Annotated in this window: 20 protein-coding genes and 2 pseudogenes; 17 read left to right on the forward strand and 5 right to left on the reverse strand. The window is 69.5% G+C overall.

What is annotated here, in order from left to right; translation table 11 throughout:
- Positions 1-122: 122 nt before the first annotated feature.
- Positions 123-1,316, reverse strand: coding sequence for a ParB/RepB/Spo0J family partition protein (locus OG440_RS41130; protein WP_331739419.1), 1,194 nt, complete (start codon positions 1,314-1,316; stop codon positions 123-125).
- Positions 1,313-2,575: a ParA family protein gene (locus tag OG440_RS41135; protein WP_331739422.1), complete on the reverse strand. Its 1,263-nt coding sequence runs from the start codon at positions 2,573-2,575 to the stop codon at positions 1,313-1,315. The genes OG440_RS41130 and OG440_RS41135 overlap by 4 nt, the downstream gene beginning before the upstream one ends.
- 539 nt (positions 2,576-3,114) lie before the next feature.
- Here OG440_RS41135 and OG440_RS41140 point away from each other — a divergent pair.
- Positions 3,115-3,351, forward strand: a complete 237-nt coding sequence (locus OG440_RS41140) for a hypothetical protein (protein ID WP_331739424.1) — start codon at positions 3,115-3,117, stop codon at positions 3,349-3,351.
- Between the two features lie 364 nt (positions 3,352-3,715).
- Here OG440_RS41140 and OG440_RS41145 read toward each other — a convergent pair whose 3' ends face one another.
- On the reverse strand, positions 3,716-3,919 hold the full coding sequence (locus OG440_RS41145) for a hypothetical protein (RefSeq protein WP_406011663.1): 204 nt from the start codon (positions 3,917-3,919) through the stop codon (positions 3,716-3,718).
- Positions 3,920-3,998: 79 nt separating this feature from the next.
- Here OG440_RS41145 and murJ point away from each other — a divergent pair, with 79 nt between their 5' ends.
- The 11 genes and pseudogenes from murJ to tpg (OG440_RS41200) form a co-directional block, all read left to right on the forward strand.
- Positions 3,999-5,684, forward strand: coding sequence for a murein biosynthesis integral membrane protein MurJ (gene murJ / locus OG440_RS41150; protein ID WP_406011664.1), 1,686 nt, complete (start codon positions 3,999-4,001; stop codon positions 5,682-5,684).
- 808 nt (positions 5,685-6,492) lie between these two features.
- A complete protein-coding gene (locus tag OG440_RS41155) occupies positions 6,493-7,605 on the forward strand; it encodes a bifunctional DNA primase/polymerase (RefSeq protein WP_331739428.1) in 1,113 nt (370 codons plus the stop codon).
- A complete protein-coding gene (locus tag OG440_RS41160) occupies positions 7,602-9,143 on the forward strand; it encodes a phage/plasmid primase, P4 family (RefSeq protein WP_331739429.1) in 1,542 nt (513 codons plus the stop codon). Before OG440_RS41155 ends, OG440_RS41160 begins: the two co-directional genes overlap by 4 nt.
- Positions 9,140-9,541, forward strand: coding sequence for a DUF6009 family protein (locus tag OG440_RS41165; protein ID WP_331739430.1), 402 nt, complete (start codon positions 9,140-9,142; stop codon positions 9,539-9,541). Before OG440_RS41160 ends, OG440_RS41165 begins: the two co-directional genes overlap by 4 nt.
- A gap of 125 nt (positions 9,542-9,666) precedes the next feature.
- Positions 9,667-9,833, forward strand: a pseudogene (locus tag OG440_RS41170) (DUF664 domain-containing protein); the annotation flags it as partial.
- Between the two features lie 90 nt (positions 9,834-9,923).
- Entirely contained in the window at positions 9,924-10,574 is a 651-nt protein-coding gene (locus OG440_RS41175) for a hypothetical protein (RefSeq protein ID WP_406011667.1), read from the forward strand.
- A 623-nt stretch (positions 10,575-11,197) separates the two neighbouring features.
- On the forward strand, positions 11,198-11,731 hold the full coding sequence (locus OG440_RS41180) for a 2'-5' RNA ligase family protein (protein ID WP_331739432.1): 534 nt from the start codon (positions 11,198-11,200) through the stop codon (positions 11,729-11,731).
- Positions 11,732-11,887: 156 nt separating this feature from the next.
- Entirely contained in the window at positions 11,888-12,151 is a 264-nt protein-coding gene (locus OG440_RS41185) for a hypothetical protein (protein WP_331739435.1), read from the forward strand.
- Complete coding sequence (locus OG440_RS41190) at positions 12,148-12,525, forward strand: PIN domain-containing protein (protein WP_331739437.1); 378 nt, start codon at positions 12,148-12,150, stop codon at positions 12,523-12,525. Before OG440_RS41185 ends, OG440_RS41190 begins: the two co-directional genes overlap by 4 nt.
- A gap of 178 nt (positions 12,526-12,703) precedes the next feature.
- Positions 12,704-13,261 (forward strand): telomere-protecting terminal protein Tpg, encoded by a 558-nt coding sequence (gene tpg, locus OG440_RS41195; RefSeq protein ID WP_331739438.1) that lies wholly within the window; start codon positions 12,704-12,706, stop codon positions 13,259-13,261.
- A 450-nt stretch (positions 13,262-13,711) separates the two neighbouring features.
- A pseudogene (tpg, locus tag OG440_RS41200) lies at positions 13,712-13,964 on the forward strand (telomere-protecting terminal protein Tpg); the annotation flags it as partial.
- 119 nt (positions 13,965-14,083) lie between these two features.
- On the opposite strand, the gene OG440_RS41205 reads toward tpg (OG440_RS41200), so the two are convergent.
- A complete protein-coding gene (locus tag OG440_RS41205; protein WP_331739441.1) occupies positions 14,084-14,833 on the reverse strand; it encodes a transposase family protein in 750 nt (249 codons plus the stop codon).
- 151 nt (positions 14,834-14,984) lie between these two features.
- Between OG440_RS41205 and OG440_RS41210 the strand changes: the two genes are divergently transcribed.
- From OG440_RS41210 to OG440_RS41230, 5 genes are all read left to right on the forward strand, one after another.
- A complete protein-coding gene (locus OG440_RS41210) occupies positions 14,985-15,908 on the forward strand; it encodes a hypothetical protein (RefSeq protein WP_406011665.1) in 924 nt (307 codons plus the stop codon).
- Positions 15,909-16,254: 346 nt separating this feature from the next.
- Positions 16,255-17,865 carry a hypothetical protein gene (locus OG440_RS41215; RefSeq protein ID WP_331739445.1) on the forward strand — a complete coding sequence of 537 codons (1,611 nt, stop codon included), beginning with the start codon at positions 16,255-16,257 and terminating at the stop codon, positions 17,863-17,865.
- A 331-nt stretch (positions 17,866-18,196) separates the two neighbouring features.
- Positions 18,197-18,430, forward strand: a complete 234-nt coding sequence (locus OG440_RS41220) for a hypothetical protein (RefSeq protein ID WP_331739448.1) — start codon at positions 18,197-18,199, stop codon at positions 18,428-18,430.
- On the forward strand, positions 18,430-18,702 hold the full coding sequence (locus tag OG440_RS41225) for a hypothetical protein (RefSeq protein ID WP_331739450.1): 273 nt from the start codon (positions 18,430-18,432) through the stop codon (positions 18,700-18,702). Before OG440_RS41220 ends, OG440_RS41225 begins: the two co-directional genes overlap by 1 nt.
- A gap of 75 nt (positions 18,703-18,777) precedes the next feature.
- A complete protein-coding gene (locus OG440_RS41230; protein ID WP_331739451.1) occupies positions 18,778-19,230 on the forward strand; it encodes a hypothetical protein in 453 nt (150 codons plus the stop codon).
- 526 nt (positions 19,231-19,756) lie between these two features.
- Here OG440_RS41230 and OG440_RS41235 read toward each other — a convergent pair.
- Complete coding sequence (locus tag OG440_RS41235; RefSeq protein ID WP_331739452.1) at positions 19,757-21,409, reverse strand: hypothetical protein; 1,653 nt, start codon at positions 21,407-21,409, stop codon at positions 19,757-19,759.
- Positions 21,410-22,266: the final 857 nt, after the last annotated feature.

Below are 22,266 nucleotides of genomic sequence, written 5' to 3' on the forward strand. Positions count from 1 at the left end.
GGTCCACTCCCCCGCCTGCGCCGTCCAGGACCCGGGGCCGGCACGCGAAACGGTCTCGCTTCGCGCCGACGCGGCGGGAAACGAGACCGTTCACAGCAGTCAGTCGGTCAACCAGTCGGTCGTCAGTCGGTCGGGGCCTCAGCCTGTTCGGCGAAGGACCGCACCAGCTCGTGCAGGCGACCCGGATCGCGCTTCAGACCCTTCACCGTCAGGAATCGAAGCAGGTCGAAGAAGACGTCGTCTCCGGGGATCTTCATGTCCAGGAGCATGGCAAGGGAACCGGGCTCGTCGTAGGGCACCTTGCGGTTCGCCCGCTCCTCCCGGACGGCCCCGGCCGTCACTGCCGAGGCGGGGGAGTCTGCCCGGGGCTCCGGAATCGCCTCCGCTGCCGTAGGCGTCCCCGAGTCTTCGCCCGTCACAGGGGATTCCGTCCCGTGGGTGATTACGGCGTAATCACCGGCAGGATCCCCGGGCGTCTCCCCGGCAGGGGGGGCACCGTCCGGGGCGTGGGTGATTACGCCGTAATCACCCATGCGGCCACTGTCACCGGCGTCCACAATCTTCGCTGCGGGTCGCTCGTCCGTAAGCCTGCGTGCGCGGCTCTCGTCCTCCTTGCGAGCACGCTCCGCCTTCAGCTCCTTCAGCGCTGTCTCCTGCTGGTCGGCAGGCTTGTTGCCGACGGCGCGCAGCAGGTCGATGGGTTCCTCGCCGATGCGGGCCTGCAGTGCGGGGGTCAGGTTCAGCAGCGCGAGACGCTGGGACACCCAGCCCTGGGAACGGTGCAGACGCTTGGCAAGGGCCCTCTGGCTGCCGTGAATGACCAGGAGCCGTTGCAGGGCGCGGGCTTCGTCCAGCTCCTCGAGGTCCTGGCGGTGGATGTTGGCGACGAGGGCGGACTCGAGAAGTTCTTCGGAGGTGGTGCCCTCGTCGTCACTGACCATGACCTTGACCGTCGCGAGTCCGGCTTCGCGGGCGGCGGCGAGGCGACTGCTGCCGTCGATGACGACGTGGGTGACATCCGCTTCGAGATCGGCCTCGCGCTCCGGGTTGACCTTGACGTAGGCGTCGCGGTTCATGACCGTGATGGCCTGCTTCTGGCCGTGCGTCACAAGGCTGCCGGCCAGATCGGTGAGGTCACCGAGCTTGGATCGCGGGTTGTCGGGGTTGAGGCTGATGCGGTGCGGCGAGAGCTGGGTGGGCGGGGCGATGCCCTCGGTGGGAACGCCGGTGGCGGCGGCGACGGCCTGCCGGCGCGCGCTGACCGGGCGTACCGCCCCTCCGAAGCGGCCGGCGCCCAACTGGTCGGCCTTGCTCATGCGATCTCCCTGGCCAGTGCGCGCATGCCGATCGCCTGCTGCGATTTGGGGGCGTACGACAGCAGGGGCTGCTTCATACGGACTGCTTCCTTCTGCTCCTTGAGGTCGCCGATGAGGCCGACGACCCGTGGATCCTTTATGTCGACCCACCCCTGAAGTGAGGACGTGGCGATGTAGCCGCGGCGGGAGTCGTAGAGGTTGACGACGATGCCGAGGTAGTCGATGTCGACCTGCAGGTCGCCGCGGAGGTCGTCGATCTGTGTGGTGAGCAGCTCGTAGGCGTCGGCGGAGCTGTCTTCGGCCTGCACCACGATGAGGGCCCCTGACTGGCCCGGCTTCTCGCCGTCGCGGCGGCGACCGTAGTAGACGGCGGCGTCCATGCTGAGTCCGAGGCTGGGCGGACAGTCGACGAGGATCACGTCGTAGTCGGCTTCGAGCGGGGCAAGCGCGCGCTCCAGCGCGGCTTCGCGTGCACGCACGGCGGACAGCCGCACGTCCAGGAGGAAGGCGTCGTTGCAGGCGGGCAGGAGGTGCAGACGGCCGCCGAAAGTGTCGTCGTCGATGGAGACGATGAGGTCGCGGAGGTCGCCCTTGGCGTCGCCTGCCATGTGGTTGGTGAGGCTGTCGCCGTTCATCGGCAGGGGAGCGGCGCCGAGCTGGTTGCTGAGGTGGCACTGCGGGTCGAAGTCGACGAGCAGGACACGCAGTCCGAGTCCGGGCAGGTTCTCGATGTCGAGCGGGTCGCCCGCCGGCTCGGCGTCGGGGTGCGCGTCGCTCGCCCGCAGGGCCTTGGCGAGGGCCTTGGCGACTCGAACGGAGTGCAGCACGTTGGAGTCCTCGGCGAGGGCCTCCCCGAGACCGGCGGTGATCGCCGTTTTGCCGACGCCGCCCTTCTGGTTGCAGACGATGACACGTCGGGTGACCGTGGGGCGTTCGATGTCGGGCGCCGGGTTGGTGTCGAGCCAGAGCTGGACGGACTGCGCGAGTCCCTGAATGAGGGAGACGCCTCGGTCGGCGGCGACCTGACGGAAGCCTTCCCACTGTCCGGGAGGCAGGAAAGTGGAGAAGGAATCGGCCCCGGCGGTGTCGACGGACGCGGTGGCGGAGGCGAGGCCGCACCAGTCGCTGATGCCCTGTTCCACGGCGGTCTGGATCTCGATGCCGTGCTGGGCACTTCTGATTTTGAGGTTCTGCCGGAGCCATCCCGGCAGTTTGGAAACGACCTTCTCGCGGTCACTGGAGGTGGCTGGCGAACTCATGTAGGACACCATACTAACGTCCATGATCGATAGCACCATCGACACGTTAGTTAGACCAAGCTGCTGCACACCCCCGCGTGATTACGCCGTAATCACCCCCAGCTCCACGGCATCTGACTGCCGCACAGGACAGTCCGGACAACCCTCGCTCCGTGCCACCCCTCGGCCGCCGCACAAGCAACAGGATCGGCCCCCGGGGGAGACCTTGGAGACCGACCTCCGCATGCCGCGACTGAACGCCGTCGTGACGCCCCACCTTCGACCACCGCGACAGCCGCAGTGATTACGCCGTAATCACTGCGGCGGATCACACGGCCCGATCTCTCGGCTACGCCCCCAAGGGTTGCAAGGGTTTTCTGACCCAATGGGTTGAGCGGCGCTTCTCCGCCTCCACCCCCAAGTTCGTCGCCTTCCACAGGAGCCCGGGGACTACGAGGCGCTCTTCCCTCGAGAAACGATGCCGCCACCGCGCCAAGATCGCGGGCCAGCATCAACGAGCTGGCCGCTCGACTGGAGGTGGCCCGACGACCGTCAGCCTCATGGTCAGCGAGCTGTCACGGCCGGGCGTCCTGCAACGCACCGCCGATCCAGCCGACCGCCGCCGCCGGATCGCCGCCATCGCCCCCGCCTACGCCGCACCGATCGGCGAATGGCTTTCCGGCAGCGCCTCCGCCTGGGAACCTTCGGATCGCGCCACGGTCATCACCGCCCTGCACGCCTACGAGGCCGTTTTGGAACAGGCGGGCGCCCGGCATCGGAACGCGCGGCGGGATTAGCGGGCTTGCCGGAGTCGGCCCAGCGCGGCCTGCTGGCACCGCCGCTCTCGCTTCTCACCGATGTTTTCCCGCCTCGAGACCGACCGTGCCAGGAGGGACGAGGATGCCGCGCCGGACCCTGCCCGGGGGAGTGGGTACGGCGCCGGGGGGCACGCTTGACAGTCGCATGCCACTTAACCGCCAAAGCGACCAAATGCGACCTCCAGAACGGGGCCCTGAGGGGGCTGTCTCAGGAGGGCCGGGGTGATTGGTCGTTGAAGCACACGAAAGGCCGTCAGGGGCCCGCACAGGCCTTTTTGGTGGCCCGTAACGACCATCGCTTCCTCCATATGGACGAACCGGGCTCGCGACGGCAGGGGAGGTCTCAGGTCCGGAACCAGCCCCGGTCGGCGGTCACCTCGCGTGCGATGCGACGCCATTGGCCTTCCCCGCCGAACAGGGGCCGGGCCCAGGTCGGCTGTTCCGCGGTGTTCAGGGCGTGAAGCCGGCGGGCGAGCTGTGGGCCGCCGCCGTCCCGCGTGACATCGCTGCGGTGCATGCCGAGAGCGGAGACGGCGTCGACGGTCACGGCCGGAGAACCTTCGCTGAACTCCGCTGCGAGACAACCGAATGGGGGAATGGGAAAGCTTGGGGCATAGGTTGACGGCATGGTGGAGGGGGAGAGCTCCGCGGCGCAGACCATGCCGCAGGAGCAGCAGACGAGGGGGCGGCACACCGCCCGGCAGACGAAGGACAGGGGCGGGCTGGCTCGCTCGTCCTTGCTGATGGCCGTAGGCACGGTGGTGTCGCGGGCGACGGGGCTGATCCGTCAGGTGTTGCAGGCCGCGGCGCTGGGCACGGGCCTGCTGGCCAGTACCTACAACACGGCGAACACCGTGCCGACAAGCCTGTACACGCTGTTGATCGGTGGCGCGCTCAACGCCGTGCTGGTGCCGCAGTTGGTCAGGGCGAGGACGACGCAGCCCGATGGCGGGCGGGCCTATGAACAGCGTCTGGTCACGCTGGTGGTGTGCGTACTGGGCCTGGGGACGGCGCTGGCGGTGTGGGCGGCTCCGCAGATCGTCGGCCTGTACATGCGGGACACCCCGGACGGCCACGAAGCGTTCGAGCTGACGGTGACGTTCGCACGGTTCCTGCTCCCGCAGATCTTCTTCTACGGGCTGTTCAGCATCTACGGCCAGGTGTTGAACGCGCGCGAGAAGTTCGGCGCGATGATGTGGACGCCGGTGCTCAACAACGTCGTGCTGGTCGGCATGTTCGCCGCCTATCTGGGGCTGATGACGCTGCCCGACCGGGTGGAGGACATCGGCGCCGATCAGGTGCGGTTGCTGGGGATCGGGACGACGGCGGGCATCGCCGTGCAGGCCCTGGCGCTGATCCCGTTCGCGCGGGCGGCAGGCTTCCGGTTCCGGCCGCGGTTCGATTGGCGGGGCACCGGCTTGGGGAAGAGCGTCCACGCGGCGAAGTGGACGCTGCTGTTCGTCCTGGCCAACCAGGTCGCCCTGACGGTGATCACGAACTACGCCAACGCCGTCGACCAGGAGCTGCCGCATGCCGGCGCGGGCTACTCGGCCTACACCTACGCGCAGACGATCTGGATGCTGCCGCAGTCGATCGTGACGGTGTCGCTGGTGACGGCGCTGCTGCCGCGCATGAGCCGGGCCGTCGCCGAGGGGCGCATCCAGGATCTGCGCGCGGATCTGTCCCGGGCGCTGCGGATCAGCGGGATGGTCATCGTGCCCGCCGCCTTCCTCTTCCTCGCCCTCGGACCTCAGTTCTCCTCGCTGCTGTTCGCCCACGGAACGGCGGACGCCGCGTCGGTTCGCCCGCTGGGGTACATGTTGCAGGCGTTCGGGCTCGGGCTCATCCCGTTCTCCGCCCAGTACCTGCTCCTGCGGGGCTTCTACGCCTTCGAGGACACCCGCACTCCCTTTTTCATGGCGGCTTGGATCGCGGGGGTGAACATGGCTCTGGCCACCGCGTGCCATGTGCTGTTGCCCGCCCGTTGGGCGGTGGTGGGCATGGCCGGCGCCTACACCCTCTCCTACATGGCCGGTCTCGCCCTCACCGCCTGTCTGCTGCGCAAGCGGCTCGGGGGCCGTATCGACGACGACGACGGCCTGCGCCGCACTTACGTGAAGCTGTTCTGCGCCGCGGGCCCGGCTGGGGCGCTGGGCTGGGCCGCAGCGCGTGCGTGCGGGGGCCTGGGAAGTGGAACCTGGCCCACAGCCGTCGCACTGGCTGTCGGAACGCTCGCCACGACTCTGGGGTACGTCCTTCTCGCCCGGCTGATGAAGGTCGCCGAGTTGGGTCGCCTGCCCGGGATGCGCTGAGACCGGTCGAGCAGCGAGTGAACCGGCAGGCCCGGTCAGCCGTCCCCGCCTCCGACTCGTTGATCGCCTGTGTGGCCCTCTGAGGGCCTGCCGGTCCATCCGACGAGGGTCTTCACCGCCGGGCCCCGAAAGGCGACTACAGAAGCGTTCAGCGGGGTTACCGGGCCCGCGGGGGAGGAGGAACGGGTGGCGGTTCGGGCACGGCTCTCAGACCGCGACTTCTCACAAACGGCACAGAGCGATTCGGGCGTGTCCGTCCCCGGGCCGTCAGCGACCGAAGCGACTCATCGTCGGAGTCCCGTCACAGACGACTGTCACGAGGTGGTGGTCCGTCGGTCGGTCGCTTCGGTCGCTTCGGTCGCTTCAGTCGCTGGGTCGCTGAAGGGCTCTCGGAGGCAGCGACTCAAGCGCAGCTACTCAGCGACTCTTCAGTCGCTGCGCTTGAGTCGTATGAACCTGCAGGTCAGGAGGTTGACGAGACACAGACAGCGACCGAAGCGACTCAAGGTAGGGGTATATGAAGGACTTAGTGTGTGCGCGTGTGCGTGATATATAGGAGCCTTCAGTCGCTTCAGTCGCTGTTTTGGTAGTCGGATGGCATGTGACCTGGGGTTTTCTTCGGGCCCGTCCAGAGCGACCGAAGCGCGTTCAGTCGCTGCGTTTTCGGTTGAGTCGCTGCCGGTCCCTTCAGGCCCGCATCGTCGACACGGCATCAGGGTTCCTTCGCATGTGCTCCATGACCTGACGAGCCACGTTCGCTAGGCTGTGTCCGTCGTTGAGTCGCTTCAGTCGCTGATAGGGGGTGCGAATGCCTGCTGAGCTGCGCCTTTCCGGCAACAACTCACGGAAACCCGCCCCCGAGCCTTCAGTCGCTGTCTCCCTAGCGAGCGCCAGCTGGTGCGCGCGCCGCGGCTGGCCGGTGCACCCCCTCGCCGCAGGCCGTAAGGTCCCGGCCGCCAACTGCACGCACTGCCGCACGAACTCCCACGCGCCCAGCGAATGCCCGTGCCTGCCCGCGGGACGGTGGTGCCACGGCTTCCACGCCGCCACCCTCGACCAGCGCCGCATCACCCAGTGGTGGGGAGACCACCCGGAGTTCGGCGTCGGTATCGCCTGCGGCCCGGCCGGCCTGGTCGTCATCGACATCGACGCCCACCGCACCCAGCCCCCCACCCGGGACCGGATCCTGCCCGGTATCGCGATCGGCGACCACGTCGACCTCACCGGCCTGGCCAACGGGTTCCACACCCTCGCCGTCCTGGCCGCCCTGCGCGGCCGTCGCAGCCCCGCGGAAGACGACACCACGCTGCGCGTCCGTACACCCTCAGGGGGCCTGCACGTCTGGTACCGGGCCGCGGACAACCGGCGCTGGCGCTGCTCGTCCGGCTCCAGCCAAGGTGCCGCGCTGGCCTGGCAGGTGGACGTCCGTGCCCACGGCGGCTACATCATCGCTCCGGGCACGACCACCCGCGACGGCACCTACACGCCGGTCGGCAGCGTCCGAGAGCCGGCGGCCCTGCCCACCTGGCTCGCTCAGGAACTCGAGCGCACGGGCCATCTGCCCGCCGCGAGCATCCCCGCCCCCCGGCCGGTGCCGCCGCGCGCCCAACAGGCCGTGCTCGCCGCGGGCGGGGGCCGGGACCGCACCCAGCGCATGCTGGCTTCCGTCCTGGCGACCATCGAGGCCTGCGGCCAACTGGCCGAAGGCGCAGGATTCTCCGACATCCTCAACCGTGCCGCCTACACCCTCGGTGGTCTCGTCGCGGCCGGTCGTCTCACCGAGGAAGAAGCCGAACTCGCGCTCACCCAGGCCGCCGCGGCCGTCCGCCCGGGTCAGGAGCGCCGTGCTGCTCAGATCATTCGCAGCGGCATGGCCGCAGGCCGTCAACACCCCCTCCACACGCGACGGGGCCCGCGATGACCAAACCCGGTAACGAGACCGAGGCACTCTTCGACTTCGACCCCGAAGCCGTCGCCGCCCAGATCCGCGACCAGGCCCGCTCCACCACGACCGCCACTGTCGCCCTGCCCGCCCAGGCGGACGCCGCCCGGGTTGCCGTCGGAGAAGCCACCGCTGACGGCCTCCTGCCCGACACGCTGACCGACCGAGGCAACGCCAAGCTCTTCGTCAAGCTGTACGCCAACGACTACCGGCACGTCCCCGGCATGGGCTGGTACCGGTGGGACACCACCCGCTGGCAGATCGACGAGGACGACACCGTGCTGTGGGCGGCCGGTGACCTCGCCGAAGCCATCGCCACCCACGACCCTCGCGGCCTGTTCACCACCCAGGCGCTGCAATCACACCGGCGCCGTGCGCTGTCCACCACCGGCATGAACGCCATGCTCACCCAGGCCAAGTCCGCGCCCGGCATGGTCCTCAACGCCGCCCTGCTGGACGCCGACCCCTACGCCCTGTGCACCCCCGACGGCATCGTCGACCTACGCACCGGCCTGCTCAAGACACCCGACCCCAACAAGGACTTCCACTCCCGCTCCACCACCGTCGGCCCCCGGTCCGTGCCCACCCCCCGCTGGGAACGCTTCCTGACCGACACTTTCGGCGCCGACACCGAAGACCGCCAGATGATCGGCTACCTGCAACTGCTCCTGGGCTACTCCGTCACCGGCGACGTCGGCGGCCAGGTCCTGCCCTTCCTCTTCGGCTCCGGCAAGAACGGCAAGTCCGTCCTCCTGGACGTCCTCATGAAACTCCTGGGCGACTACGCGGACGCCGCCCCGCCCGGCTTCCTGATGGCCCGCCCCTACGAAGGCCATCCCACGGACCTGGCGGAACTGCACGGCCGGCGCGTCATCGTCTGCTCCGAGGTCAAGCCAGGCGACAAATTCGACGAAGGCCGCGTCAAGCTGCTCACCGGCGGCGACCGCATCAAAGCCCGCCGCATGCGGCAGGACTTCTTCGGGTTCAACCCGACCCACAAACTGTGGCTGCTGGGCAACCACCGCCCCGAGGTCGGAACCGGCGGCTTCGCGTTCTGGCGCCGTATGCGACTGATCCCCTTCGAGCGGGTCGTGCCCGACCACCGCAAGATCGACAACCTGGCCGACATCCTCGTCACCGAGGAAGGCCCCGGCATCCTCACATGGCTCGTCGACGGAGCCCGCCGCTACCTCGCCGGCGACCGCGACCTCACCGGCCCCGAACGCGTCCGTATCGCCACCAGCGCGTACGCCGAAACCGAGGACCACACCGGCCGCTTCTACGACGAGTGCTGCACCCTCGGCCCCGATCTGCGCGCCGAGCAGACCGCCCTCTACGCCGCCTACCGGGCCTGGTGCCAGAATGAAGGCGCACCGGCCATGTCCTCACGGGCGTTCGCCACCCGCACCCGGGAACTCGTCGGGCTGGCCTCACCCAAGGAAATGATCCTGTCCAACCAGCGCAAGCACTACCCCGGCATCGGACTGCTCACCGACCAGGAGAGGGAACGCACATGAGCTCCCTGATTTCCGAGGACGAGATCAGCCGCGAAGCCGACATCGTGTGGCTGGAAGACATCCAACACCTCGACTACGTCCGCCAGAGCCTGGACCGGCTGCCCACACGCAAAGGCAAGCCCGCCTACCACCGCGACGGCCGTATGGTCGGCTACGCCCTCCTCGGCCCCGACGCCAAAGCCTCCCGGGCCTCCGGCACCTTCCGCCGTCGCGTCTTCTGGCTCCTGCCCCACGACCGGGACAGCCAGCCCGACGGCCTGTACGCCAAGAGCGCGCCCGCCGAAGCGGTCGATCCCCGCACTCTGGGACCCTGCGTCAAGGGGTACAAGACCGAACGCTCCGAAGGCGGTCCCCCCTCCAGAGCCATGCAGGAACTCGGCATAACGCTGCCCCTGTAGCCCGCGACCTCGCACTCCGAGGCACGCCCACAGTGGTGCCGTGCCGTGCCCCACGCGTCGCCGGTTCCCCGGTTGCCAACCAGGTATGGGCCGAGCCGTTCCCGGTGGCGCCGCATTGCTCGGAGTGGTCGGTGCGGTGGGGCTGCTGCACCTGGTCGAGGAGACCGCACGCCACGGCGGCCGCGTCGACATCATCCGTGAGAGCCCGAACGGCTCTGCCCTCCATCCACTGATGGCGGCCGCCGAGCAGTGGCCCGACGCGTGGTTCGAGCCTTGGGAGCCCGCCGCGCCCGCCGACTGCGGGTTACGGGCCGTCAGAAGTCGTGCCCCACGGTCCGGATATGGTCGAGGCGCTCTTGTGGACCGGTCCTACGCTGGAGGCATGGCCACCGATCCCTTGCTGAGACAAGGCCCCGACTCGACGGATCTGGTCCTGCGCGCCGCCCCGGCCGGGCCGGCGTGGAACGTGCTGACCTCGGCGGGGCCGGCGCTGTTCACTCCGCTCGTCCTGGGCGTGCCGACGCTGCTCGTCGCCTTCTGGATGGCGCTGGCCGGGGCGCGGGCGTCGACCGTGTTCGTGGTGGTGGGGGTGATCGCCGGGATGGAGTACCTGATCGGCTGGCCGGCGCTGGCCTTCTCCCGGGCCCGGGACATCCTGCGGGTGGAGTTCGCGCCGGCCGGGGTGCCCGCGTCCCTGCGGCTGGTCCGGGCCGCCGGGCCGGACGACTGGCTGCCCGTCAAGACCCTGCGCGAGGTACGGCTGACGCACAAGGTGGTGGAGCCGTACCAGGGGGACTACAAGCCGGCCGCCTCCACGCTCACGCTGGAACTCGCCCTCCAGGGCGTCCGGGAGCGGCTCACGCTCCCGTTCGGCGGCGACCCGCAGCGGCTCACCGACGCGCTGGAGACCCTGCTCGGCCCAGCTGGGGTCGTCGTGGAGCTGCGCACCGAGCGCAGCACGCGCGATCGGCCGCAGCGCAACTCCAGTTGGACCTCCGGCGGTTCGGCCTCGGCCGGCTCGGGCGGCGGCTGACCCCGGCCTGCCCGTGGCGCTGCCCGGCCGGGGAGCGGCCGGGTTGGGCAGCAGGTCGCGGGCGGCTTTGATGACTTCCTCGGTAGCGACGCTGGGGCGTCCGCCGACCCGGGGCACCGGAAGGCGGCCAGGCTCAGGGCGTTGGCCGCGGACCGGGTGGAGACGGGCAGGACGTCGACGTCGCGTCCGAAGAACTCGGCGAAGCGGGCCCGAGCTCTGGCCGTACGGCGGTCGGCGCCGTAGGGCAGGCCCCGGCCGCCGTCACCCCGTCAGCCTGCAAGTCCACCTGCGTGAGATCGGCGTCCCTCCGCAGCGCGGCAGGACCTCCGCCGTCCGCCGGCTCGTCCTCCAAGCCCCGGCCCCCGTCATCGCGAAGGCCCTCGACTATCACGACAAGACCGCCACCCGTCTGGTCAACGAAGCCGGCGGGACCTGGAGCCGATACGCCCCAGGCGACCAGCAGCGATGACGCGCGGCTACTTACGTGGGGCCGCGGATCTCGCTTGTCCTCGATGTGGACGACGAGAAGCTCGGTGCCGTCCCGGTGGCGCTTGGAACGTCCGATTGCGGCGTTGCGCATCTGGGCAGGGGCGGACCGACGATCTCGCCGCTAGGCTGCGGCGGTGCGTACGGTCGAACTCTTGCTGGACGAGGCGGCGGACCTGGTCGTCCGGGAGGCCTGGCGGCGGCTGGCGGATGCGGGGCTGCCCAGTCAGGCGCGACACCGTTCACCGACCAACAGCCCGCACCTCACCCTGGCCGCCTGCGGGGAGCTGACCGCCCCGATCCGCTGGGAGCTCGCGGAGGTGGCCGCCGCGCTGCCGCTGCCGGTGCGTTTCACCGGCGTGGTCCGCTTCGAGCGGCCCACCTCGGTGCTGGCCTGGGCGCTGGACCTCGACTCCGCGCTGGCCGGACTGCACCGCCGGGTGTGGGAGGCGGTCGTATCGGACAGTCCGCCCGAGACCCTCAGCCCCTTCCACGAACCGGGACGCTGGAGCCCGCACGTCACCCTCGGCCGGACCCGGCGAGCCGGTGCCTTCGCCGACCGCAGGGTCCCCGAGCTGCTGCCGCCACCGCCGCTGTCGGCCCGGCTCACCACCCTGCGCAGCTACGACACCGAAACCGGCGCCCTGGAGATGCTCGCGCCCCGTTCCTGAGCCCCGGAGGGCCGGCGGCGAACGTCGCAGACCGCAGGTGCCTCGTTTCGATTCGATCGGCGAGCACGGCCACCGCGCCGGGGCCGGCCCAGGACGGGTCCCCGTCCGCCTTGAGGATGATCCGCGCCCTCATTCTACCGCTGGTAGAATGAGGGGATGGGAGACCAGGACACCAGCATCAAGACCACCCGTGAAGTGCGCGACCGGTTGAGGACGCTGGCGGGGGAGCGGGGCACCACGATGAACGACCTGCTGGCGCAGCTCGTGGCGCGTGAGCTGACAGAGGAGGAGAAGCAGCAGCGTGTGCAACAGGCGCTGGAGGAGATCCGTCGGGCGACCGGCGTGACGGTCTCCGACGACGCCCGCGCCCGCGCCCGCGCGTTCCTGCAGCACCTCGGGCAGGAGCACCACGCCGCGTGATCCGTGTCCTGTTCGACCACACCTGCGTCCAAGCCCTCGCCGAGGGCGACCAGTTCCTCAACGGCCTTTATGTCGAGGCGAGTTACGGCTATGCCGAGATCGTGATCCCGGCGTTGTCGGCCACGGTCGCCGACCGGCACAGGCCCGGCTCCGGTGCGGATGTCCTGGGCCGGCGGTTCACCACCATCGCCGACTTCACCCATGCGCACGCCCTGGTGGCCGGAACGTGGAGGCAGGCCGACTGGCGGATCCTGCACCCCGCCTCCGCGATCATCGTGGCCCGCCAGAACGGCGACGACGCCACCCTGCTCTCCCTCGACCCGGACCTGTACGCGGGAACCGGCGTCAGCCCACTGAACCCCATGGACTCCTGACAGGCGAACAGCGCGCCCGTACCGCTCGCCCCACAGACGCGCGTAGCCTGGATCGCCCTGTTCCAGCTCGCAAGTCCAGGAACGCGCCCGGACGAGCGCCCCCAGGTTTCCGACCGGCGCGAGTAGCGCGGAGACCGGCCCTCACGGTGCCATACAGACGATCAAGGAAGGGGCTCCGATGGGTCTCATCGGTGACGGCCTGGACCGGGCCGTGCAGCAGGCGTTCACCCGGCCCATCCCCAAGACCGCGGGCGCGCAGATGCGGTACCTCGTCAGGCAGCTGGACGGCACCCGCCCGGTGGCCGACCTGCTCGGTGTCTCCCAGCGCACCGTGGAACGCTATGTGAAGGACCAGTTCAAGCACCCGCGTGCCGAGCTGGCCGAGCGGCTGGCCGACGCCGTGCGCGCCCGCTGGCAGCCGGTGGTCCGCTCCCGCGCACGCAAAGCGGCGGCCGCGCGGGGGATCGTCGTCGAGACGCGCGCACGCTTCGGATTCACCGCCGCCCCCGGCACCACCGACGACGGACGCATGCGCCGCCTGACCCAGTCCCTGCCCGGCGAGTACGCGGGCAGGCTCTTCTCCGCCCGCGAACAGGGCGCGACCGAGAGCGAACTGTCGTCGATCACGGCGGAAGGACTGCAGGAGATCTACTTCAAGGACGGCGGCCGCCGCGCCGGCGGACTCAACGTCGAGTTCACCGACATCGACTACATCGACTTCGGGCTGCTGTCGTGAGGTCAGGCCGGCCGGTCCGGGCCGGGACCGAGCAGACGCCGCTGCGTGGCCGGCTCCGCGGTTTCGGCGGCGGCGGGCGGTTGCTGGGCAGCGGCTCGCTCTGCGGCAGTTCCCGGCCGCACGGTGGCGGTGACGGGCACGGCGGGGAGCTGCTGAGGACCGGTGCCCAGAGGGCGGCGGGTGGTCCTCATCGGCTCATCCTGGCAGGTCCGGCACCAGAATGAAGCAGGGGTGCGTAGCGGTGCAGGGCATCACTGACCTGACTGTCAACCAGCACTTGGTCGTCTTGCTGAACTACACCTGCGCCTCACGCATCGGTCTGGCGCGGTCCTCGCTATGGCCGGCCTTATCTTGCAAAGTCGATGTGGCACTCTCCGACCGCCCTTTCCCGCGCCCGCGTCGACGGAGCACCCTCGCGACGGCGGGGAGGACCCGCCCTCCGCGATCAGCTACGTCTGCGGCACAGGAGAGAAGCCGCGTCCGGACCTCGCCGCGCGCCTGGAGCGTCGGGTGAAGACCCGGTGGCAGCGCAGCTTCGCGCCAAGGCCGGCGAGAAGGCGACGACGACCGGCGGCATCGTCATCGACACCCGCGCCCACCTCGGTTACACCGCGCCAAGCGGGTCGACGGATCAGGACGCATCCGGCACCTGACCGTCGCCCTGCCTCCGCAGGACGCGGCGCGCCTCTTCGAGGCCCTGCAGCTGTAATCCGGCTACCCGACCACCGGGCCTGTTGGTCACGGGAACCTGCTCGTTTTAGCCTCACCCGGCGCTCAAGATCGGCAGGCGGGGAAATCTTCGGCGCGTGTCAGTGAGCGTTTTCAGCGTTGCTTCTCCAGGGTGAGGACGGCCTTGGTGATGACGCTCATGCGGTTGGGGCTGATGCGGGATCTGCGGAAGATCTGCCAGGACTTCAGCCGTGCCATGCCTCGTTCGACAGGTGCCCGGGCCACGGACAGGGCCCGGTTCTCGGTCCGCTCGGTGAGGGTGAGTTCACCGCCTGGCGGGCGGCGCTTGGCGGTGGTGACCCAGTCGCCTGCACCGGTGTAGGCCATGTCGGCGAGGATCGGGACGCCCTGGCGCGCACAGATCCGGAGGATCTTGTGGGTGCGGGCGGCCGTCAGATCGTGGGTCCGGCCCGGCAGTGCCGGCGACAGCCACAGAATCTCACCGGCCGGGTCAGTGACGACCTGCACGTTCACCCCGTGCCGCTTGTGTTTCGAGGAGTAGTCGGCCCTGCCGTCGCCGACGCGGTCGCACTCGGCGAGCGTGCCGTCCAGGAGGACGAAGTCCGGGTCGTGCACGCGCAGCGTCTTCAGCAGGCCGGGGGCCTGCTCGGCGAGCAGACCAGTGACCGCGGTGACATAGGCGTGTGCGGTGCCGACGGATATCCCGAAGGCTCTGGCGATACGGGCGAGGGTGTCATGGCGGCGCAGGTACACGAGTGCGACCAGCGCACGGCGGTGCGGCGGGAGTTTGCACCGCCGGTCACCCTCACGGGTGACGATGAGCATCGTGACCCACTCGACCAAGGCGTGGGGCAGGTCGAGTGCGGCAGGATAGGGAACCAACAGGGCTCCTGTGCTGCTGAGTTGAGACGTCGAACACCTCCCTCAACGGCACGGGAGCCCTGTCCGTTGCGCACCCCGACCTCGCACCGCCCCCGTCACCCGATCAGTGGCCACACTGAAAACGCTCAGTGGGCGGCGCTACCGTTTGTTCATGTTCATGCGCAGCCGCAAGCGGCGTGATCCGCAGGCGGCGGATCTACGAGGACCGGTAGACGCGCCGCCTGCTGAGGGCGTCCCGAACTACATGGAAGTTCCTCTGCGCCAATGGGTAATGGGCCTTCTCCAAGACGATGAAGCCAACGCACAGAGGATCGCCCTGCACCTGAAGTTGCGCGTCGACACCGGCCCCCGGGAGTATTCGCCGGCGAAGTTCCTTGCCGCAGGTACCACCAAGGAGCAGCTGCTCGATGTCGTGAACGCGATGCTGCACTTGAGCATGCCGTCGACTTCGCAGACGTACTATCCCAACCCGGGCACGTGGAGCGGTCGGCGGCAATACCTGGGCACTCATGGGAACAGCGCCCGCGAACTGGCCATCGCGGAGCTAGAGGACATGCTGACGCTCGCGGGATCCGCGTACCGCGTCGACGACGCTCGCACCGGGCTGGAGCTTCGGGTCGACGCCACGGCACAGCGGGCTGTCGTCAGTACTCTGGCAGCAGCTCGCGCCCCTCAGAGCGGATCGGCGGCCGACCACCTGGCAACCGCCTGGAAGTGCGCGTACGGGCGCGACCCGGATCCGACGAAGGCGTACAGCGAAGCGTTCAAGGCGGTGGAGTCGGCTTCCCAGTCTGTCATCGAACCGAACAACGACAAGGCGACACTCGGGTCGATGCTGGGAGTGATCAGGAATTCGCCGCAGCGGTTCTCCACGGCGATCCCTGCACCCAGTGGAGAGAACGACGTTGAGCTCGTGTCCGTCATGATGCAGCGGCTATGGAAGGGTCAGACCGCCCGGCACGGCTCGCAGAACCCGACCCGGTTCGAGAGCCAGCGCGAGGCCGAGATGGCGGTGAACCTGGCTGCCACCCTCGTGCAGTGGTTCGCTGCCGGCCTGGTCCAGCGAACACCGTAAGGGCCGCAGCGTCGTAGGGGCCGCGCCACGGGGCCAGGAGGAGCGGGCTGAATCCGCAAGGCGCCCGGAACCGACTGATCCGCTGCCGCCGACCTCAGGTGCGAGTGCTCGCCGCCGCGGCCCCGAACGCCATATACGGCGTGGCACCAGGAGCTGTCGCGGGAGCTGCGGCGCTGGGGGCAGTGTCCGCCGCTTTGAGACCGGGCTCGGGCGATGTCACGCTGACGGAATGTGAGCGTGACACAGCCAGCTCGGCGTCGCGATTGCGGAGGCTGCGGGAGAGACAGTGTTAGGTGATCTTGACTGATTGGACTGCACAGCCAGGTTGCCCTGGAAGGATGTCGGCATGGCACGCACCCCCCGACCGCGCCCGGCGGACGAAGCGCAGGTCCGCCTCACCCCTCGAAGTCTCGAGAGGCTCAAGGCCGTGGTGCTCGACGCGAACGCCTACGGCCACGCGCGGCCCGACCTCGACCAACTCAGCCGCTGGGCTCAGCGCCTCGCCGGGATGGAAATCGAGACTTGGGTGCCAGAACCCGTCGCCTGGGAGTGGGCGGAGCACCTCGCTCGCGACTGGCAGGTCCTGAAGGGGGCAGCCAGCAGCGAAAGAAAGCGGCTGCAGAGCGCGGGCCTCGATGTACCAGCGCCAGCCGGGTACGTCACTCGCGACGACGTGATCGCGGCGGTGTTGGAAAACCTCGCCAAAATCCCTAACGTGAAGGTCATCAAGCTCACCGGCCGCAGTGCGATCGAGGGGTTGAAGGACCAGGTTCTCCTCCGCCCCCCAGCGAAGCACAAGGGGGCGGAAGACCCCGCCAAGGCCACTAAGACAGGCGCGAGCGATAGCGCTTGGCTCCGCGACGTCCTCGAACTCGCTGCCCCAGAAGAGATCCTTATCGTCACCAGCGACGGTGACGTCCGCGCAGCGTTTGAGGCGTGGAAGAAGCCCGTACCGAATCTGCGGACCTTGGCCGAGCTGCGTCCGACGCTTTTCGACCTCAGCGTGGACGATGGGCACGCGCGCTCCGCAATCATCCGCTACCTGGCCGCCCGTCTTCCCGCCGATCAGCAGGACGAGGATGCCCTCGACATCGGCCGCATCGTGGGGCTGGAGGCGGCCTTCACCCGCAAGCTGGAAGAGGACGACACCGGCCTCAGCAGCCTCAGCAGCTACGGTGCCTCCGTAACCGGCATCGTCGCGCTGGCCGGCATCGGGGTCGTCCGCGTAGAAGCGGGCCAGAGTGCAGAGCAGGTGCCATCCGACCGGAGGCGCAGCCCCACCGACCCCGGCACGGCGAATCGGGAGACCGCCGACGCGATGGTCTTCTTCCTGGCGACCGGCGAGGCAACCATCCAGGGACTGCTTCACGGCGGCGACCCCGAGGTAGCAGTCGTTCCGATCAGCAACGTCCTGGTGCGCGCCAACCTCACCTTCCAGTTCGCTGACGGGGTCATCACCTCCATGTCGGCCGACACCGACGCCACCGCCATGCTCCTTGAGCGGGCCTTCGACGAGAGCCACGAAGCGGAAATTGATCTCGTCGACGCCCTGAACACGGTTCCCGGCATCGCCTTGGAGGAGGGAGCTCTCGAGGAGCGACAGCGGTTCGACATCCCGGGAACGAGCGCTTACGTCGACATCGACGTGAGCCGCGACGGCGAGGACTGGACCGCGGAGATCAACCTTTGGCACGGCGACGACGACGAGGAGGAGCTTGTCGGCACGATCGGCATGGAGTGCGAGTACAACGCGGATACCTGGTGGGGCGGCAGCCGGGACGGCTTTCAGGGGCCCGATGCCTACCCCGTGGCCGTGTACGGCAATGACCTCCACGAACGCCACGGCATCTGGTCTCTCCCGGCCTGGCTGCTCAATCACATCACCTGGCCCAGGTTCCCGGTGCTCGCCACGGAGGCGCAGCCGGCAACAACAGATGACAAACTTGCCGAAACCTGAGCGGACGGACGGCTGTCACTGTACTGGCCTCTACGCCACTGCAAGTCGCGGTCGAGTGACCTCTTAATAGCCGGTCAAACTTCGGTGCTGGTCGAACTTTGATGAGGCAGGACACGGACCCAGGTGGATCCTGCAACCGCCCCACAACCTGGGGCCTTGGGTCCCCACACCGGTGTTTTCCCTAATGGATACGAACGCAACCGCTGCTGGGTCCGCCTGGGTCCCTGGGTCCCGCACCCTCGTACGGACGGGTTCGTCCGGAGTGGTCCCCACGGGCCGCGGCGGCCGATACCGTTGAAGTCGACGCCAGTTCCGCCCTCTGGAGCCCTCGATGAGCGAACAGCCGGCCCCCGCCGACCACGCCCGGCAGCAGCTGGAGCCCGCGGCTGCCGACGCCGTGCGCGCGTACGCGGCCAGGACCCGTGAGAACGCCGACCAGTTCGCCGCGGTCCTGGAGGACATCGCGGCCAACGGGCTGCCCTCGGTGGAGGACTGCACGCCGTGGGAGGACCTGCGCGAGGCCCACCTCGCCCGGCTCGCCAAGCAGCGCCCGGCCGTCGCCTGATGCCGTCGGCACACGGGCCTCGCCGCGCCCGTATCGCCTTCTCCGACTCCGCCGCCAAGCAGCTGGAGAACATCACCAGCGAGGCGGAGATTCACGCCCTGGACCGCGCCCTGGTCGTCATCTCCGTCGACCCGGACGTTGGCGAGCCGATCCCCGGCGACACCGCCGGCCCCCAAGTGCGCCAGTACGCCGACGAAGTCGAAGCCGTCCGGGTCCTGTACTTCGTCACCGCCCTGCGCACCGTCGTGGTCGTGGCGTACATCGAGGTCTAGCCGCCGAAGGAGCCCAAGGTGCCGTCCGACATCAACCAGCTCACCGCCGGCCGATAGGTCACCGGGCTCCGCCAGGTGCTGGACTGCCCCGCCACGGCGACCGTGCTCCGCCAGGGCCCCGCCGCGCCGGGGGAGGCGCCGGACTGGCTCGCGCTCCTGTGCACCGCACACTCCGAGGCCCTGCCCGGGTGGCCAGGCACCGCCGCCGACACCGGGCTGAGCCTGTCCTGCGGATCCGTCCTGGACTACCGGTCGGCCGAGCAGCTGCTCCAGTCGCACGCCGACCTGTGGCTGACGCCCCTGACCGGGGTGGACCCGAAGACGTACGCCGGAGTCTGGCCTGACGTCCTGGACCAGGCCGACCGCGTCCTGCGCGCCCGCCTGGGCGAAGACACCGCCGACGGAGACGAGACGCTGCACAGCCTCGCGATGATGCTCGCGATGGCCTCCCGGAACGCAGCCGAGGGCAAGCTGTACCAAGCGACCGTTCCCCTGGCCTACTGCGAGACCCTCGCCCAGCGCCTGTAACCGCGGCCACGCCGCACGTCCGCTCCGGTCTTGCACCCATCAGCCGGCTGCCGCCTCCGGGCCGCGGCTGGTGCTGCGCCACTGGCTCCCGCCGGGCCCGGCCCGAGGACGGCCGTTGCACCCCAATGTAGGTAGGTACTTGTAGTACCTACCTGCGGGTCGTTCTTCCTTCCCCCTGAGAGCAGAGCTCGCAGCGGGAACCGATCATCTGCCCTCGCCTGTGACGACGGACCGCCGGTATCCGGCGCACATGATCCTTCCCGGCCCCGTACGGCCGCCTGCGGCGTCTTGACGCCCTCCGGGCTCCCTCTGAGCGGCGGTCAAGGCGGCCAGAGGCGCTCACAGCGCCGTACAGCGCCTCCAAGGACCGAAGGCGCCGCTGATCCCTTGGAGTGGCTCCGCGATCGTCTCGCCGCCGGCGTCTCGCTGCGGTTCATGGTTGCCCCGGAGCGAGCTCCGCTCTCAGGGGGGAGGGATCTACTACCTGCACAGGACCGCTATCTGTACTAACCACTATTGGGGTGTGTCAGCGGACGAGCCGTCGGGCGTCCCAGACGAGGATGGAGGCGCTGCCCAGGTGCCAGGTGGCCAGGTAACGGCCGTCGGGCGAGGTCCGCACGTGGTGGTCCCTGCCGCGGCGGTCCGGGGTGAACTCGCCGAGCAGTTCGCCGGTGTCGGTCCGGTGGATGCGGACGGTGTCCCCCGGGACGGCGAGCCAGCGGCCGCCGTCGCCGACGGCGAACCGGTGCGAGCCCGGGATGTGCAGGCGCTCCCGGCCGCCGGGCAGACCCAGGATCCGGACCCCGTCCGGGGTGGCGGTGGCCAGCCAGCTGCCGTCGGGGGCGAAGGCCAGGCGGTAGACGGCCCCCGGTGACGTGGGGAGTTCGGCCCGCAGTTTGCCGGAGACGGGGTCCCACAGCCGGATCCGCCCGTTCAGGTCGCTGACGGCGACGGTCCGGCCGTCCGGGGAGCAGGCCATGGCGCTGATGGAGGTGCGGGGGTCCGACTTCTTTCCGAGCCGTCTGATCGCGTAAGTCGTGCTGTCGATGACCGCGGGGCGGGGCGAGGTGTCGGTGGCGACCCAGGCACCGCCTGGGTCGAGGGCGAGTTGGGTGGTCCAGCCGTCGACCGACCGCAGGTGCTGGCCGGTGGCGGCGTCCCACCAGCGGGCGGCGTCGTAGTCCCCGGTGATGACCCGGCTGCCGTCCGGCGTGATCGCGCACACCTCGTGGATCCCCTCGGTCGGGCCCAGGACGTGCCGCACGCTCCGGTCGGCGACGTCGTGGATCCGGCTGGCCTTGTGGCCCGAGGCCGTCACCAGCCAGCTGCCGTCCGCCGCCAGGGCGACGTCCTTGACGTACGACGGGGACGGCAGCACGCCCACCAGGGCTGACGTCAGGTCGGTGGCGACGCGACCCGGGGCCTCCTCCCGCAACTCCTGCCGGAGGTGGTCGGCCCCCGCCCGCAGGACGGCCTCGCCGGCCAGGGCGTCGAGCAGCAGCCCGGCCCGGAGAACCGGGTCCGGGCAGGCGCGGCGCTCCAGGCGGTGGGCGACGCGGTCCACGGCCCGGCGGGCCGCGTCGATCTCGGGGGTGTCGAACATCGCCAGGTCCGCGCGGAGTGCGGCCACGCCGCAGACCCTGACCTTCGCGGCCAGCCAGCGGGGGTTTTGGACCAGTCGTCCGGCGGCGGCGCGGTCGTGGGCGGCGATGTGCCAGGGCAGGTGGTGCCAGAGGTAGGTCTCGGCGACCGGCAGCTGCCACCAGTGGCCGCCCTCCGGCGGCAGGGTGACAGCCCGGGCAAGGACGCGGCGGTGCCCGGCGCGGATCTCCTCCGGGGTGCGGTGGGAGGAGATGAGGGCGTGCAGCCGCCCGGGGAACGTGATCCGCCGCAGTCCGTCGCCGCCCCGGGGCAGGGCGACGAGTCCCCGGCTTTCCATCATCGGCAGGACGGTCAGGGCGGGGCGCTCCGGCGTGACGTCCTCCCAGCCGACGGCCAGGTCCGACAGCAGGATTTCGACGTCCGGGGGGAGGGCGGTGAGCGCCAGGACCTCGTCCCGGAAAATGTGGAGGTCGGCCAGCGCCTCCCCCTCCGGGCCGCCGCCCCACTCCGCCGCCCGGGCGGCCGCTGCGGCAGCTTGGGCCCGTTCGTACCGTTTCCCGCGCCGGAACCAGTCCATGTGCCGCCCCTCCCTACCCGACTGACGGGCAGTCAACCAGAGCCTCTGCCCGGTGCACACCGCCGGACGGCCATGACCACCGTTGCTGCAACCGACTGCACGCCGACTGCACGTTGCAATCCGCTGCACCCTTTCCGGCCTGCAACATTGAGTGGTCGTTATGGCCCAATATCGAATGATCAGCTCGAATTTGATTTTCAGGACACAGAACTCTGACAGTGGCGGCTCGGGTCCTGATTGAGACTGCGCACAACGGCGGAACCGACCTCGCTCTTATAGCCCCGGAAGGCGCTCGAAGCACCGATTGCCGCGTAAGCCGGGCTGCGCCCCGTCCTGAAAAGGAGCGGGACACAGGGTAGTGGGGCATAATTCCAGACTCTACACAGAGCATCAAGTGATGTAGACGCATGATGCGCGAACTCTGAGGGCGTGCCGCGTTCCGTCAACGATGCATGCTGAACCACCTGTTGCCGGTATTCTCTGGTGGTTTCTGGATCTCGTGCCATGGTGTGTGAAAGGCTGTCAGGGGGGATGGCGGGGCGTGTTGTGGGATTGCCCGGGAGGGGAGCGCACAGTCTGGGCGTGGTTCAGCCCCGGCCGGGGGTGGTGGGCCAGGATCCCAGGCACTACACAGCTACGACCTGATGCACCCTCACTCCTTGTTGCCCGGCGGGGCCGGTAGGGCGGGAATGCAGCGGACGCCCGGATTCCCGCTTGCGGGAATACCGCCTCTTCACGCTTGCGCGAAGAGGCTCGCTCTATAATTCCGTTTACGGAATTCATTCCCGCGTTTACGCGGGAATCCTCATTGCGCTTGCGCAATGCGCGCTCTATGCCCTGGCAAGCCGGGGCATTAC

Origin of the sequence: Streptomyces sp. NBC_00637 (assembly GCF_045161545.1) — a bacterium.
Lineage (GTDB): Bacteria > Actinomycetota > Actinomycetes > Streptomycetales > Streptomycetaceae > Streptomyces.